The organism is Flavobacterium sp., from assembly GCF_031411595.1.
Taxonomy (GTDB): Bacteria; Bacteroidota; Bacteroidia; order Flavobacteriales; family Flavobacteriaceae; genus Flavobacterium.
On record NZ_JANOBI010000008.1, the window covers coordinates 73,952 to 90,434 of the forward strand.

Sequence of the window (16,483 nt, forward strand, 5' to 3'; positions counted from 1 at the left end):
AATAAAAATCGTTTATAATTTTTATAATGCTTCGGCATAAATTGTAGAAAATAATATTTCAAAAAAAATCCACTAAGTTGTAGTGGATTTTTCATTTTATAAAAGTTCTAAAGTTCGTTCTAAAGCCATACCTCGTGAACCTTTGATCAAAATCATTTTATCTTGAAAAGACAATTGATTGATTGCAGCTTCAAATGACTCGAAAGTGTCATAAAAATGAAAGTGCTTTTTGTCAATTTTATTTTGATAGAAATCTTTACCTATAAAGTAGCAATCAATTTCATTTTCATTCAAAAGTAAATCAATAATGGCCTTGTGCTCTTGAATACTTTCACTTCCCAACTCAAACATATCACCAAGAATAGCCACTTTATTTTTCTTATCCAATTGGCTAAAATTTGCAATGGCAACAGCCATGCTACTTGGGTTGGCGTTATAGGCGTCTAGTATAATTTCATTTGAATGCTGATGCACCAATTGCGAGCGGTTGTTTTCGGGAATATAGTTTTCTAAGGCTTGTTTGATGCCTTCATTCTCTACTCCGAAATATTGCCCAATAGTTATAGCGGCATTGATATTATTGGCATTATACAAACCTATCAAATGAGAATGAATCGTTGTATTTGAAAAATGAATTTCAACAAACGGGTTCGCTTTCACTTCATCAATAATAGTATTGGCTGTTGGGTTATTTACACCGAAAGTAATCCTATTCATCTGACTGCTTTTATCTACTTGAATAGCATCCTCTAAATTGACAAAAACCTTTTTATCATTTTTGGATAAATACACATACATTTCACTTTTGCCTTTAATCACACCTTCCACACCGCCGAATCCTTCTAAATGCGCTTTGCCAAAATTGGTAATATAACCGTAATCAGGTTGTGCAATGTCACATAAAAATTCTATTTCCTTTTGATGATTGGCACCCATTTCAACAATACCAATTTCAGTTGAATTATTAAAAGACAACAAAGTTAATGGCACGCCAATATGGTTGTTGAGATTACCAACAGTGGCTTTTGTATTGAACTTTTTAGAAAGCACCACTTGAATCAATTCTTTGGTTGTAGTCTTCCCATTGCTTCCGGTAAGTGCTATAATAGGCACTTTTAAATACTTTCTATGGAACTGCGCCAACACTTGTAATGTTTTCAAACTATCATCAACCAATATTGTTCTTTCATCAATATAGTAATCTGAATTGTCAATAATGACATAAGTAGCGCCTTTATCAAGAGCTTCATTTGCAAAAGTATTGGCATCGAAGCGGTCTCCTTTAATGGCAACAAAAAAACATTGAGGTTGTATTTTCCGAGTATCAATAGAAACGGAATGACATTGCAGAAATAGTTGATGAATGTGCTGAATATCCATAATGAAATTTAAAAAATAAAAGCCCTATGAAAGGGCTTTTATTAAATTATCGAATAAGAAATTAATTTCTTGGTCTTTTCTTTTTGTCGGCTTTTGGACCTACTCTAGACATCGCACATCTGAATCCAATGTAATCAGTTGCCATATCTTGCGGGAAGTATCTTCTTTGTGCCGGATCCAACCAATAAGCTCTGTCTCTCCATGAACCACCTTTGTAAACTCTTACATTGTCATTTACTAATGTAGTTCTTTTGTTAGACTTATCAAATTTTCTAATCATGTTACCTAAACTGTCTGTGGTAACATTGTGCATCGGAGAATCGTACATTTTGTGTTTTTCTTTGTTCTTAGCATCTTCTTCTTCTGAAGAACCAAAATCGAAATAACGTGTAGATTGTTTGTCTCCGTCTCTATAATTTCTTTCGTCGCTTTTGTCGAAATTTTGTCTCAAATAAGTTTCATTTTCATCTACCGGAACTTGAGCCAATTGACCTGGTAAGTTACGAGCCATGATTTTACCGTTAGACAAAGTATCGAATGTTTGTGTTTCTGAAGTCACTAATTCGGCTTTTCCGTCTTCACCAATTTTATTTTTAGTATAAACGTTTCCTCTAAAATAGTTGAAGTCACTTGCTTCATCATCAACAATTGGTCTGTATACGTCGGCAACCCATTCAGCAACGTTTCCTGCCATATCATACAATCCGAAATCGTTCGGCGGATAAGACTTTACGATGTTGGTAATATCAGCACCGTCATCAGACCATCCTGCAATACCACCGTAATCACCTTTTCCTTGTTTGAAGTTAGCCAATTGATCACCTCTTACTTTTCTTTGTCCAGATCTAGTATAATTCCCAGACCAAGGATATTTCTTTTGACCTTTGTAGATGTTATATTCTCTTTGACCTACATCTGCAGCAGCAGCATATTCCCATTCTGCTTCAGTTGGCAGTCTGTATTCCGGAAGTATCAATCCTGATGAACGCTGTGCATAAACATTTTTTGCAGCACTTTCTGTAGCAGGTTGATCTTTACTGCCTTTAGTTTTAACAGGTTTTGATTTAGAATTTCTTCTTCCTTTCAAAACAATTTTTTCATCACCTCCAAAAGCTTTTGTTGGTTGATTTAAATAAGTTTCTGTGCTGAATGTTGCGTCTGCCTTTGCATCAACAACTTTGGCATCTTTTTTCAAAAAACCTTCTTTTTCAAGTACGTTTTCGTTAACACGTTCTGTTCTCCATTTACTGAATTCAACTGCTTGAATCCAATTCACGCCTACTACAGGATAGCTTGCATAAGCAGGATGTCTCAAATAGTTATTGGTCATAGTTTCGTTATAACCCAAACGGTTTCTCCAAACTAATGTATCAGGAGATGCTCCTTCATATATGTTTTTGTAATTTTCTTGATCCGGTGGGAAAACGCGTTTCAACCAATCTAAGTATTCCATATACATTAGATTTGTCACCTCAGTTTCGTCCATGTAGAACGATTGAACGTGTTGTTGGTTTGGCGTATTGTTCCAATCATGCATCACATCATCTTGAACTTTACCCATCGTAAATGTTCCACCTTCCACCATTACTAGACCAGGACCGGTAGCTTGCTTTTTAAAATTAGAAGCATATTGAAAGCCTCCTTTTTTATCATTAATCTTCCAACCTGTAGCCGTTGATGAATTTTTTGAACTGGACTTTTTACTACAGCTTGTAGTAATACTAAATACTATTAATAAGGATAGTAAGAGTTTGGCAGTCATAATTTTGTTTACTTTCATACGTTTAGTAGGTAATAAATTCGTGGCGCAATATAAGAATTAACCTTTATATAGCAACACTTTTTAAAAAAATTTTCATCCCGCAATACCGAATGTATAATCCGAAACGCAAATTTAAAATTTTTATTGTCGACAAACAATCTAAAACATTTATTTTTACTTTTTTGTAATATTTACTTTTAAAATACGTTTCTTACAACGATGAAAAAAATTGTTTTCTTAATTACGCTTCTAATTTCCACTTTGACTTTCGCTCAACAAAGAGGCGAAATGACTATCAATTGGACAGGGAAATCTATCGTTAATGTCGGTGAAGAAAAAGTCACTTTACCGCAATTTAATCCTTTGAATTTTCAGTTTGATAACTACACCAAACAGTTATATTTCAATTTTAAAATTCCCGTAACCAATGAAATAAACGAGAATTCAATACAAATCACCAATATTGTTTACGAAAGTATGACACGTGCAGAATTGGGCGATTTATCTGTTTCCAATACGCCAAACGCTCCGAATGCTATGGCTAGAAATTTAAAATCCAGAGACGATTTGTTTGCTTTCATTTCGCTATCTCCTATTATTAAGGAAGGCGATAGTTTCAAAAAAATAAAATCATTTTCTTATGTTTTAAGTTCGAGTCAGAACAGATTTTCTTCGAGTAACAACGAATTCAATGTTCTTTCCAATTCTGTTTTAAGCACCGGCGATTGGTATCGATTTTATGTAGTTAAATCAGGCGTTTACAGATTAAGTAAAGGCTTTCTTAGCGGATTAGGTGTTAATGTTGAGGGTGTAGATCCCAGAAAAATTAAAATCTATGGCAACGGCGGACGCATGATTCCTTTAAAAAACAGCACGTATTATCCAGCTGATTTGGCCGAAAATGCTATACAAGTAGTTGGCGAAGATGACGGTGTTTTTAACAATTCCGACTACGTTCTTTTTTATGCAGAAGGCGTTGATCAATGGAATAAAGACAGTCAAACCACCAATAATTTATACGATTCTAAGTCTTATTATTATGTCAATATCCAAGGAAACGATGGCAAAAGAATCACGGAAATGCCACAACCTTCTGCAGCAAGCGATGTTGTACTAACGACTTTTGACGATTATCAATACCACGAATTAGACCAAGTGAATATCGTCAGACTAGGCAGACGTTGGTTTGGAGAACAATTTAGTTTTGATGACAACCAGGATTTCGATTTCAGCATTCCCAACATCGACACCACTACTCCTCTTAATGTATTTATATATGCCGCCGCCATTTCATCAACATCCACATCGATGGAAGTAAAAGTTAATGGAGCATCTATCGGAACCATTCCTTTCTCACCGATCGGATCATCAACAAAAGCCGATTGGTCGGTATTGAATACCAGTGCAATTGCAGCGGAAAATATCAGAATTACATTAGACTATAACAACAATGGCGTTCCTGACTCAAAAGGATATTTAGATTACATTCAATTAAAATCAAAAAGGAACCTCATTGGCTATGGAAAACAGTTTCCTTTTCAATACGATTTGGCAGCTTCGAGCACGCAAGTTGGAGAATATCGAATCACCAATGCCAACAACATTTCACAAGTTTGGGACGTTACCGATATCTATAATGTAACCAAAGCGACCAACAACAACCAAAGCACTTTTTCATTCAAAACCAATTTTGGAAGTATTCAAAAATATGTCGCCGTTGATGTTAATGATTATTATACACCATCAACCGATTCGAGAGGAGCCAGAGTTGCCAATCAGAATCTCAAAGGCACGATTTTTTTGGATGCTCAAAATCAGTTTAAAGACGTTGATTATTTGATTGTTTGTCCTGTATTTTTAAAAACCCAAGCGGAAAAACTGGCCAATTTTCATAGAAATAATTCTCAACTCAATGTCAAAGTTGTCACACTCGATTTAATTTATCAAGAGTTTGGCTCAGGAAAACAAGACATTGGTGCGATTCGAAATTTTGTTAAATATGTCTATTTTAATGCTTCCACTCCCGATAAACGCGTAAAATATTTAAATCTTTTCGGCGATGCTTCGTATGATTTTAAAAACAGAATATCGATTTCGGCGAATATCGTTCCTATTTACCACGCTTTAAATAGTTATACCGTCGACCCAAGTTCATTTGCTTCCGACGACTATTTCGGATTGATGGATGACAACGAAGGCGATTTAGATGCGTCATACCCAACAAAGATTGGGCTTGTAGATGTTGCTGTAGGAAGAATGATTGGCAATACAACCACACAAGCTGATGAATTGGTCAATAAAGTAATCGATTATTACGACATCAAATCCTACGGAAATTGGCGCAACAATATTGTTATTGTCTCAGATGATGCTGACAGAGACAGTGATAGTAGCCTGCAAAGCAACATCAACAACATGGTAGAAACTATCGTAGCCCAGAAACCCTTTTTTAACTACGAAAAAATATTGCTCGATTCTTATGTTCAAGAAACCACTGCCGGTGGAAGTCGATATCCGAAAGCGCGTAAAGAATTATTTGATTTTTTTGAAAAAGGCGCTTTGGTTTTCAATTACCTGGGGCATGGTGGTGAAGATGGTTTGTCGCAAGAACGCATTTGGGAAAAATCGGATGGGCAAAACTTGAGCAACCGTTATAAATATCCATTGTTCATTACGATTACTTGTGAATTTTCAAGATTTGACAACCCATTCCGGCCTACCGCAGGGGAATATACCTATTGGAATCCTAAAGGAGGCGCGATTTCTATGATTACTACAATAAGAGAAATCTACCAATCTACGGGTGAAACTTTCAATGATGTTTTGGCACAACGGCTTTTTTCATACGGCTCAAACGACTATGTTTCTATAGCAGAAGCCTTACGTTTGGCAAAAAATGATTTTAATCCGCGTACGGATGTGGTGTTTTATTTGGGTGATCCGGCATTAAAACTCGCGATTCCTGAGCCTCAAATTAATCTCACTAAAGTGAATGACAGCCCAATAACAGGACCAATTGATGATTTTAAATCTTTAGCTTATGTCAAACTTTCAGGTGATGTAACGGATCAAAACAACAATCCGCTTCCGACCTACAATGGAGAATTGTCAATTCAAATATTTGATAAAAAAATTACCAGAACTACTTTGAATAATGACAACAATAGCCCACCGATTAATTTTAATGTTTTAGGCGAAACCATTTTTAGAGGCAATGCGACGGTTACTAACGGGCAATTTGAATTTGGTTTTGTTGTCCCGCGCGACATCGCCATTCCATTAGACAACGGAAGAATTAGTTTTTACGCTAAAAGATCCGAAATCCTTTTCGACAAAACCGGCGTCAATACAAACATCAAAATTGGAGGCGTTAATCTGAATGCCGCCGCCGATAATATTCCACCCAAGGTAAAGTTGTATATGAATGATCAAACCTTTATTAGCGGAGGAATCACCAACCAATCACCTTTATTTCTGGCTTTCTTGGACGACGAAAACGGTATCAATACTGCCAGCGGAATCGGTCATGACATTGTAGCGATTTTAGATGGCGATGAAAGCAATCCATACAAACTAAACGACTATTACGAGACGGCATTAGACAATTATAAGAGCGGGAAAGTGAAATTCCCATTTCGAAATCTTGCCGTTGGCTTGCACACGATTTTGTTTAAAGCTTGGGATGTTTATAACAACCTAGTGACTTCCGAAATTCAATTTGTTGTCGTTGGCGATGAATCGATTACCATTAACAATGTGTTGAATTACCCCAATCCATTTGTCAATTATACCCAATTTTGGTTTACACACAACAAACCGTTCGAACCTTTAGATGTGCAAGTGCAAGTAATGACCATAACCGGGAAAATTGTGTGGACGAAAAACCAAACCGTCACCACTGCCGAATCTACTTGCAGAGAAATCACTTGGGATGGTAAAGATGATTTTGGAGACCGAATTGGGAAAGGTGTTTACATCTACAAACTCACTGTCAAATCGCTGCTGACGAACTCCAAGACAGAAAAATACGAGAAACTTGTTATACTTTAATAAAATACTATATTTGTAAACTTTTAAAAATTCAGAATGAAAAAGATTATTGCCGTTATTGCCATTATATTTATTGTTCCTTTATCGAAAGCACAGACAAGAGTGATCACGACTGGCGTTCCTTTTCTTTTAGTAGCCGGTGACGCAAGATCTGCGGGTATGGGTGACAATGGTGTCGCTACTTCGCCAGATGTTTATTCACAACAATGGAATCCATCTAAATATGCTTTTTCAACAGACAAGATGGGTTTTTCCGTAGGATATACTCCTTATCTGGTTGAATTGGTCAACGACATTTCATTATCGCAAGTAACTTATTTTAATAAATATAACGAGCGTTCTGCTTTTGCAGCGAGTATCCGTTATTTCAGTTTGGGTGAAATCGAATTGCGAAAAGATCTCGAAGATACACCGGTAGTAGTAAAACCAGCAGAATATGCACTCGATGTATCGTATGCGCTAAAACTAAGTGATTACTTCTCGATGTCTGTTGGCGGTCGATTCATACGATCTAATTTAAGAATCCCAACCGAAGGTAGCAGTTCAGCCGCCGCAAGTTCATTTGCTTTTGACGTTTCCGGTTTCCACCAATCAGAAGAAATGGCGTTCAATAGTTTTAATGGAAAACTGCGTTGGGGATTTAATTTCCAAAACTTAGGTCCAAAAATCAATTACGACAAAGCAGCAGGTGATGAAGGTTCTAACTTCCTGCCTGCCAATATGAAATTAGGTGCCGGTTTCGATTTCATTTTAGACGATTACAACAAAGTGAGTGTCGGATTGGAAGTCAACAAATTATTAGTTCCAACGCCTATAGAACCAAAACCTATTGATTCTGACAACAGCGGAACGATTGATGCAGATGAAGTAACAGCAGCTAATGTTCAGGCCAATACTGATTACGATAAAATCGGATGGGTTTCCGGAATTTTCAAATCATTTAATGACGCGCCAGATGGCATGAGCGAAGAACTGAAAGAATTTACATACTCAGTGGGTACTGAATATTCATACCAAGATTCGTTTGCTTTCCGTTTGGGTTATTTCAATGAAAGTCCGGATAAAGGAGCCAGAAGATTTTTCTCTTTAGGTGCCGGATTCAAATACAATATTATAAAAGTCGATGTTTCTTATTTGTTTTCAATATCCAAGCAAAAGAATCCGCTTGAGAACACCTTACGCTTCTCGCTTAGTTTTGCCTTCGGAGATAAATATGATGAATTTTAGTCAATCAATAATAATTAATAAGAATCCAAATTTCAACTTTATGAAATTTGGATTTTTTTTCCCTAATACATTATGAAAAACATTACATTCAACACCCAACTCTCTGTTTTCGACACCCTACTAGAATTACCTCAAGACATTCAGGATTTGATGGAACAAGCGATTGCCATACGTAAGACAGCCTATGCTCCATATTCAAAATTCAGGGTAGGTGCTGCATTGCTTTTAGACAATGGAAAAGTAGTTTTGGGTTCGAATCAGGAAAACGCGGCTTATCCTTCAGGATTGTGTGCCGAACGTGTGGCTATCTTCCAGTCGGGTGCGATTTACCCTGATGCTAAAATTGTAAAAATGGCCATTACAGCAGCTTCAGACACCAACCAAACGAAGTCTCCCATTCCGCCTTGTGGTGCTTGCCGCCAGTCGATTGCTGAATATGAATTCAAACAAGATCAGCCGATAGAAATTTATTTTATGGGTGAAATTGGAGCCATTTACAAATCGGATTCTCTCAAAAATTTACTGCCGTTTACGTTCGATAAAAACTTCTTGTAGATATCGTAAAAATTACGCTTTTAAATTTTACTTCTTACGTGGAATGTTTTACTTTTGCCTTTCGCAAATTTGTGTGAGGTTTGAGATTAAGAGGAGAACTGCCAGTGGCAGTTCGGTCGTTTGAACCTAAAAGTTATAAATCTACGCATACATCAACAATCAAGTTACAAAAACAGATGAAAGAAGTTACTAAAGAAGTGTATTTGAAATGGTATGAAGACATGCTGCTTTGGAGAAAATTTGAAGACAAACTGGCCGCACTTTACATACAACAAAAAGTCAGAGGATTTCTTCACTTATACAATGGTCAAGAAGCCGTTTTAGCCGGAGCTTTACACGCGATGGATTTGACCAAAGACAAAATGATTACGGCCTACAGAAATCACGTACAACCTATCGGAATGGGCGTAGATCCTAAAGCTGTTATGGCGGAACTTTTAGGAAAAGTAACCGGAACTTCCAAAGGAATGGGCGGATCGATGCACATTTTCTCTAAAGAAAAAGGATTTTATGGCGGTCACGGAATCGTGGGAGCTCAAATTCCCGTAGGCGCCGGAATCGCTTTTGCGGATCAGTATTTTAATACTGGCGGCGTTACCTTAACTTATTTTGGAGATGGAGCAGCACGTCAGGGTTCACTTCACGAAGCTTTTAATATGGCGATGTTGTGGAAACTTCCTGTAGTTTTTATTGTAGAAAATAATGGTTACGCGATGGGAACTTCTGTCGAAAGAACTGCCAATCATACTGATATATGGAAATTAGGTTTGGGTTATGAAATGCCCTGCGGACCAGTGGATGGAATGAATCCTGTGAAAGTGGCCGAAGCCATGCACGAAGCCATCGACAGAGCAAGACGCGGTGATGGACCAACTTTCCTTGAAATGAAAACCTACCGTTACAGAGGTCACTCGATGTCTGATGCACAATTGTATCGTTCTAAAGACGAAGTCGAAGAATACAAAAAAATAGATCCGATTACACAAGTTCTTGATGTAATTAAAGATCAAAAATATGCCACCGATTCAGAAATCGAAGCCATTGACCAAAGAGTAAAAGACTTGGTTGAAGAATGCGCGACTTTTGCTGAAGAATCTGCTTTCCCCGAAATACAACAATTGTACGACGTGGTTTACGAACAAGAAAACTATCCATTTATTCCCCACAAACTATAATTAATTATGGCAAAAATTATCACGATGCCACGCTTGAGTGATACTATGACCGAAGGCGTTGTAGCGAAATGGCTTAAGAAAGTGGGCGACAAAATAAACGAAGGCGATATCTTGGCTGAAATCGAAACCGACAAAGCTACGATGGAATTTGAATCTTTCAATTCCGGAACTTTATTGCACATCGGAATTCAAGAAGGCGAATCTGCTCCGGTGGATTCTCTATTGGCAATTATCGGAAGTGAAGGAGAAGACATTACACCACTACTTCATTTGGGAAAATCAACCAATAAAGTAGAAGCTCCAAAAACTGAAGTGGCTCCAACTGCTGACTCGAGCGATAGCGAACAGGCGAAGCAAACAAAAACTGAAGAAGTAAAAGTGGAGGCTCCAACCGAAGAAAAAAAATCTGACGCTGCTCCTGCTCCATCAGCATCTTTACCAAAAGGAGTTATCGTAGTAACCATGCCGCGTTTGAGCGACACCATGACCGACGGAACCGTTGCCACTTGGCTTAAAAAAGTAGGCGATACCATTGCTGAAGGGGATATTCTAGCGGAAATCGAAACCGATAAAGCTACGATGGAATTCGAATCGTTCAATGCCGGAACCTTATTATTCGTTGGTGTGAATGAAGGAGAAACTGCTCCAGTTGATAGTGTTTTAGCCATCATCGGGCCAGCCGGAACTGACATTGCTGGCATTGCTGAAAACTATAAAAAAGGTGGCGCTGCTCCGGCTCTTGTCGCCAAAGAAGAAGCAAAAACTGAAACATCTAATGAAAAATCTGATGAACCCATTCAAGTGGTTTCTGATGGAAAGAGAATTTTTATTTCACCTTTAGCCAAAAAAATTGCTGAAGAAAAAGGAATCAATATCGCACAAGTGAAAGGTTCAGGAGAAAACGGACGTATCGTCAAAAGCGATATCGAAAACTTTACACCATCCACAGCAGCAAGTACTCCACAAGCAGAAAGCCAATCGGCTCCATCTCAAGAAGCTGCTGCTCCGGCAGTAAGACCTTTTGTTCCTGCAGGCGAAACATTCACAGAAGAAATCAAAAATTCGCAAATGCGTAAAATCATTGCGAAACGTTTGTCTGAATCGATATTCACAGCACCACATTTCTACTTAACGATTGAAGTAGCGATGGATGAAGCCATGAGATCAAGAGCCACCATCAATACCATTCCCGATACGAAAGTATCATTCAACGACATGGTGATTAAAGCTTGCGCGATGGCACTCAAAAAACATCCGAAAGTCAATTCACAATGGAGAGAAGATGCTATTATCATCAACCACCACGTCAATATTGGCGTAGCTGTTGCCGTTGAAGACGGATTAGTAGTTCCAGTATTGCGATTCGCTGACCAAATGAGTTTGTCTCAAATCGGCGGCAACGTAAAAGATGTAGCGGGAAGAGCCAAAACGAAAAAATTACAGCCTGCCGAAATGGAAGGCAGTACCTTCACGGTTTCTAATTTAGGAATGTTTGGTATTTCAGAATTCACTTCAATCATCAACCAACCGAATTCTGCAATATTATCTGTTGGTGCGATCGAAGAAAAACCAGTCGTAAGAAACGGGCAAATCGTTGTTGGCAATACGATGAAAGTAACATTAGCCTGCGATCACAGAACCGTTGACGGCGCAACAGGAGCACAATTCCTGCAAACTTTAAGACAGTATTTGGAGAATCCGGTAACCATGTTAGCATAATATTCAAATCATAATAATACAAATCCCGTTTTGAAAATTTCAGAGCGGGATTTTTTTTGATAGCTAATCAACTTTCTTAAAAACTTTGCGTCTCTGCGACTTTGCGAGATTTATATTTTCTCGCAGAGTCGCAGAGACGCAAAGAAATGTTATAGCATCAACACTTGCTGCATATTTTTACTACTTTTGAAATCCATAAAAATATTGAAAATGAAAAACTACTTATTACTTGCGTTATTCCTAATTATCATAGCTTGTCAGAAAAAAGAAGCTACAGAAAAACCTGCAACTGTCAAAGACGAACATTCATTTTCAAAACCCGATGTAGCAGTTGCCAAACATCTCGATCTGGATATTAAAGTTGATTTTGACACGCAAACCATTTCGGGAAAAGCCTCTTGGACGATTGACAACATCAGCAAAGGAAACGAAATTATCTTCGACGAAAATACATTGACCATTTCCAAAGTAACTTTAGGCGATGATGAAAAAGAAACCCAGTTTGAACTTGGAGATGAAGTCGAATTTCATGGCAAACCATTACATATTACCATTGACTCGAATACGACCAAAGTCAATATCTATTACGCAACCACCAAAGATGCTGTATCCTTACAATGGCTAACACCACAACAAACAGCCGACAAAAAGAAACCGTTTTTATTCTCACAAGGCGAAAGCATTTGGTCACGAACTTGGATTCCGTGCCAAGATTCACCGGGTATTCGATTTACTTACAACGCTAAAGTCACCGTTCCTAAAGATTTGATGGCGGTCATGAGTGCTGTCAATCCGCAGCAAAAAAACGATACCGGAATTTATACATTCAAACAAGACAAAGCGATTCCTTCTTATTTGATGGCGATTGCTGTTGGTGATTTGGGTTTCAAATCGATTGACAAACGCACCGGTGTTTATGCCGAACAATCCGTATTAGACAAAGCCGCTTGGGAATTTGGCGAACTTGGAAGAATGGTTTATGCAGCAGAAAAACTTTTCGGTCCATACCGTTGGGGAAGATATGATGTTTTGGTGCTACCTCCGAGTTTCCCTTATGGTGGTATGGAAAATCCGAATCTGACATTTCTAACTCCAGGTGTTTTAGCTGGTGACCGATCTTTGACCAGTTTGCTGGCACATGAACTCGGACACAGCTGGAGCGGCAACTTAGTAACCAACGCCACTTGGGATGATATTTGGCTTAATGAAGGTTTCACAACTTACGTTGAACACCGCATTGGTGAAGCAGTATTCGGAATCAAAGAAGCGAAAATGCAAGATATTTTGAGTAGAAAATCACTCTATGATAATATGGCGGAATATGGCGACAACAATCCGGATACGAAACTCAAAGTCGATCTTAAAGGAAAAAATCCTGATGATGGACTAAGCTATATTCCTTATGAAAAAGGTTATGCTTTTCTTCAGACGGTTGAACAAGCAGTCGGTCGTGAAAAATTTGATGCTTTTCTAAAAGAGTATTTCAACAGCCATGCTTTTCAATCGATTACGACGGAAGATTTCGTGCAGTATTTCAATGACCATCTGGTTAAAAATGACAAAGCGCTTGCGGAAAAAATACAATTGAATGATTGGGTGTATACCTCAAAAATTCCATCGAATATCATCATACCGGTTTCTGAAGATTTCAATACCATCGACAGTATTCAAAAGCATTGGCGCAAAACCGGCATTGCAGGATTGAGTCAAAAAATAAAATCGACGAATGAGAAACAACATTTCATTGATTACCTGCCAAAAGACATCACCGAAAAAGAAATGACAGCGATTGATGCGGAATTCCATTTCACCCAAGGTGGCAACTTTGTCATCAAGCGTCAATGGTTTGTGATTGCGATTCGCCAACAATACAAACCGGCTTATTCTGCTATAGAACAGTTTATGATTGCCACGAGCCGCACGGGTTCTTTACAAACGCTTTATAAAGAAATGGTCAAAACACCTGAAGGAAAAATTTGGGCGAAAAGCATTTTTGAAAAAGCGAAATCGGGGTATCATTTGACGACGGTTCAGGATTTGCAAAAAACCATCAACTAAATAGTTAGGGAAAATTGTCCATCACATAGCGTAAAATCTCCATTTTAAAGTGATAAGAAACGATGCAACTTTGTACCGTCAATAAGACATCACTTAAAAAACTAAAAAAAATGACACGTTTACAACCACTCGATCCCGAAACAGCAACCGGAAAAACAAAAGAATTGTTCAACGCCGTGCAAGGCAAATTAGGAGCTGTACCTAACATGATGCGCACGATGGCCAACTCGCCAGCCGTTTTAGAAGGCTACCTAAATCTAAGCGGTGCATTAAGCCATGGTGCTTTGAATGCTCGAACAGGTGAATTATTAGCTTTGGCTATTGGAGAAAGCAATTCCTGTGATTACTGTTTATCAGCGCACAGTTATATTGGTGAAAAATTATTAAAAACAGACCCTGCAGTAATTGAAGCCGCGCGTTTTGGAAATTCTGAAGATTCAAAAACCAAAACTATTTTACATTTTGCCAAAACATTGGTTTCAAAAAATGGTTTGGTCAACAATGAAGATGTGGATAATGCAAAATCAGCCGGAATTACCGAGGGTGAAATTGCTGAAATTGTGGCTCACGTTGCCTTGAATGTATTAACCAATTATTTCAACAACACCGCCAATACAGAAATCGATTTTCCGAAAGTTACTGCCTTAGCCAACTAAAAAATAATAAAGGCAACTCTTCAAATTGGGTTGCCTTTTTAATTCTATAGCCATTAAAAAACGAAAAACAATTATAATATCTTTGTTATATGACTTCACCCAACGCCTATACGATCACCAATTCACAGAACGGAAACCTCGCTTTCAAGCTGTTTCATTTTTCAGACAACAACCATTACGACCATTTGCAACGCAACAATTACTACTCGCTGATTTGGGTTAAAAAAGGGAAAGGGAAAGTCAAAGCCGATTTTGCAGAACATCATTTTGAAGAAAATTCGTTGTTGGCCTTTTCGCCATACCAACCTTTCATGATATGCACAGCGGAAAATATTGAAGGTATTGCGATTCATTTTCATCCCGATTTCTATTGCATTCACATGCATCAAAAGGAAGTTTCTTGCAACGGTGTTTTGTTCAATAACATCTACCAACCGCCATTCACGCAAATTTCAGAAAGTGCCACAGACACCTTCAACATGGTCATTGAACAAATGAAAAATGAAATGCAAAACGCTGGAATTGCTCAATATGAATTGTTGATTTCGTATCTCAAAATATTGCTGATTACTGCTTCAAGGTTAAAAGCAGAACAACTGCTAGAAGCTACCAACAATACTAATGACACTAAAGAACCTTTCATTCTTCAGAATCTCAAAGACGCGATTGAACTCAACTTCAAAACCAAACACGCGCCAAGTCATTATGCCGATTTGCTCAATATTTCTGCAAAGGCATTGGCAAAACTTTCGAAGACACATTTCAACAAAACGCTCACCGATCTGATTTCAGAGCGCATCATCATCGAAGCCAAGCGTGAACTCTATCTAACCAACAAAGCCGTAAAGGAAATCGCATACGAATTGGGTTATGACGACGAGCATTACTTCAGTCGATTTTTCAAAACCAATGCTGATATTTCGCCACAAGGTTACCGCGAAACGGTAGGATTTGCTAAAGCAACGCCACTCACTGGAATTTAGAATTTTTTTTGGGGCGTGCCGGCGCAAGAGCATTTGATTTTCTAAAGAGCATCATGGGCGCCGTCGGGCTATACACTCCCAATCTTTGTCGCCGAACGACGGCAACAAAGGATTTCCGCTACTATCCCTCACGCAAACATTATTCAGCATTTAATCTTTGATGCAACGAACAGACATACCATCTTGTACTATAGCATCATTTCTTGATGTTACCTGATAAGCTGCATATATTGATAATGACCATGCTGCATAATTTATCGTTGGACCAGATGAAGTACTTGACCAAAATCGGCTCGTATCGCCAATAAAATAAAAACCTCCCCCATTATTGGCTCTTTCTCCGGCACCTACACCTGAAAAACCGCTACTATTGGTTGCTCCGACATTTGGAAGGCTCCAAGTCCTAGTTGTTTTCATCTTGCCACCGGCTACAGGTACACCTCCTAAACAAGTCGTTAATGCGGTCCATTCATCATCACTAGGCACATGCCACCCAACTGGCGCCAATCCTCTTGGGTCATTAACTGCGAACCAATTATATAATTTGCCATAAACAATTCCGTTTGCCGTATTGTTTGCATAATAACACCAAGCTCCAGTAGTAAGGTTTGACCATTGTGTTGGGTTTGTTACTTGTGGTATCGGGTCTCCATTTCTATAACGGCTGACATTTAAGTTTTTCGTCATCCAAATTTGTGTACCGATTTGCAATTCATTAGCCATAATCGGCACTGTTGGTCTTGAAGCCACTTGGGTTTGTGTTTTGTTTTCTTCGTCAGAACACGAAGTTATACCCATTACTAAAACTAAAAGTGAGGTTATGGTGAAGCAGTATTTTTTCATGGCAATGTTTTTTAAACTTTCATAAAAGTAAGAATTATAATTACAAACGCAACTTGCTATTTTTCCCTTTGTGCC

11 protein-coding genes are annotated in these 16,483 nt (G+C 38.2%); 8 read left to right on the forward strand and 3 right to left on the reverse strand.

Annotated elements, in window-relative coordinates; translation table 11 throughout:
- Positions 1 to 96 precede the first annotated feature (96 nt).
- Both murF and gldJ read right to left on the reverse strand, forming a co-directional pair.
- Entirely contained in the window at positions 97 to 1,380 is a 1,284-nt protein-coding gene (gene murF / locus RMO03_RS01315; protein WP_309640271.1) for a UDP-N-acetylmuramoyl-tripeptide--D-alanyl-D-alanine ligase, read from the reverse strand.
- 61 nt (positions 1,381 to 1,441) lie between these two features.
- Complete coding sequence (gldJ, locus tag RMO03_RS01320) at positions 1,442 to 3,160, reverse strand: gliding motility lipoprotein GldJ (protein WP_309640272.1); 1,719 nt, start codon at positions 3,158 to 3,160, stop codon at positions 1,442 to 1,444.
- 201 nt (positions 3,161 to 3,361) lie between these two features.
- On the opposite strand from gldJ, the gene porU reads away from it, so the two are divergent.
- The 8 genes from porU (at position 3,362) to RMO03_RS01360 (ending at position 15,565) form a co-directional block, all read left to right on the forward strand.
- Positions 3,362 to 7,192, forward strand: a complete 3,831-nt coding sequence (porU, locus tag RMO03_RS01325) for a type IX secretion system sortase PorU (protein ID WP_309640273.1) — start codon at positions 3,362 to 3,364, stop codon at positions 7,190 to 7,192.
- Between the two features lie 36 nt (positions 7,193 to 7,228).
- Complete coding sequence (gene porV / locus RMO03_RS01330; protein ID WP_309640274.1) at positions 7,229 to 8,419, forward strand: type IX secretion system outer membrane channel protein PorV; 1,191 nt, start codon at positions 7,229 to 7,231, stop codon at positions 8,417 to 8,419.
- Between the two features lie 72 nt (positions 8,420 to 8,491).
- Positions 8,492 to 8,974, forward strand: a complete 483-nt coding sequence (gene cdd / locus RMO03_RS01335) for a cytidine deaminase (RefSeq protein WP_309640275.1) — start codon at positions 8,492 to 8,494, stop codon at positions 8,972 to 8,974.
- A 176-nt stretch (positions 8,975 to 9,150) separates the two neighbouring features.
- The gene (gene pdhA / locus RMO03_RS01340; RefSeq protein ID WP_309640276.1) at positions 9,151 to 10,149 is read left to right on the forward strand and encodes a pyruvate dehydrogenase (acetyl-transferring) E1 component subunit alpha; all 999 of its coding nucleotides are present in this window, start codon (positions 9,151 to 9,153) and stop codon (positions 10,147 to 10,149) included.
- Between the two features lie 6 nt (positions 10,150 to 10,155).
- Positions 10,156 to 11,868, forward strand: coding sequence for a 2-oxo acid dehydrogenase subunit E2 (locus RMO03_RS01345; protein ID WP_309640277.1), 1,713 nt, complete (start codon positions 10,156 to 10,158; stop codon positions 11,866 to 11,868).
- A 210-nt stretch (positions 11,869 to 12,078) separates the two neighbouring features.
- Positions 12,079 to 13,926: a leukotriene A4 hydrolase C-terminal domain-containing protein gene (locus RMO03_RS01350; RefSeq protein WP_309640278.1), complete on the forward strand. Its 1,848-nt coding sequence runs from the start codon at positions 12,079 to 12,081 to the stop codon at positions 13,924 to 13,926.
- 110 nt (positions 13,927 to 14,036) lie between these two features.
- Complete coding sequence (locus RMO03_RS01355; RefSeq protein WP_309640279.1) at positions 14,037 to 14,582, forward strand: carboxymuconolactone decarboxylase family protein; 546 nt, start codon at positions 14,037 to 14,039, stop codon at positions 14,580 to 14,582.
- An 89-nt stretch (positions 14,583 to 14,671) separates the two neighbouring features.
- Positions 14,672 to 15,565: a helix-turn-helix domain-containing protein gene (locus RMO03_RS01360; RefSeq protein ID WP_309640280.1), complete on the forward strand. Its 894-nt coding sequence runs from the start codon at positions 14,672 to 14,674 to the stop codon at positions 15,563 to 15,565.
- 150 nt (positions 15,566 to 15,715) lie between these two features.
- Here RMO03_RS01360 and RMO03_RS01365 read toward each other — a convergent pair whose 3' ends face one another.
- Positions 15,716 to 16,408, reverse strand: coding sequence for a fibrobacter succinogenes major paralogous domain-containing protein (locus tag RMO03_RS01365; protein ID WP_309640281.1), 693 nt, complete (start codon positions 16,406 to 16,408; stop codon positions 15,716 to 15,718).
- Positions 16,409 to 16,483 lie beyond the last annotated feature (75 nt).

Excerpts from the sequence above, each read along its gene's own strand:
- murF (WP_309640271.1), bottom strand. The coding sequence starts at position 1,380 with ATGGATATTCAGCACATTCATCAACTATTTCTGCAATGTCATTCCGTT.
- gldJ (WP_309640272.1), bottom strand. The coding sequence starts at position 3,160 with ATGAAAGTAAACAAAATTATGACTGCCAAACTCTTACTATCCTTATTA.
- porU (WP_309640273.1), top strand. The coding sequence starts at position 3,362 with ATGAAAAAAATTGTTTTCTTAATTACGCTTCTAATTTCCACTTTGACT.
- porV (WP_309640274.1), top strand. The coding sequence starts at position 7,229 with ATGAAAAAGATTATTGCCGTTATTGCCATTATATTTATTGTTCCTTTA.
- cdd (WP_309640275.1), top strand. The coding sequence starts at position 8,492 with ATGAAAAACATTACATTCAACACCCAACTCTCTGTTTTCGACACCCTA.
- pdhA (WP_309640276.1), top strand. The coding sequence starts at position 9,151 with ATGAAAGAAGTTACTAAAGAAGTGTATTTGAAATGGTATGAAGACATG.
- RMO03_RS01345 (WP_309640277.1), top strand. The coding sequence starts at position 10,156 with ATGGCAAAAATTATCACGATGCCACGCTTGAGTGATACTATGACCGAA.
- RMO03_RS01350 (WP_309640278.1), top strand. The coding sequence starts at position 12,079 with ATGAAAAACTACTTATTACTTGCGTTATTCCTAATTATCATAGCTTGT.
- RMO03_RS01355 (WP_309640279.1), top strand. The coding sequence starts at position 14,037 with ATGACACGTTTACAACCACTCGATCCCGAAACAGCAACCGGAAAAACA.
- RMO03_RS01360 (WP_309640280.1), top strand. The coding sequence starts at position 14,672 with ATGACTTCACCCAACGCCTATACGATCACCAATTCACAGAACGGAAAC.
- RMO03_RS01365 (WP_309640281.1), bottom strand. The coding sequence starts at position 16,408 with ATGAAAAAATACTGCTTCACCATAACCTCACTTTTAGTTTTAGTAATG.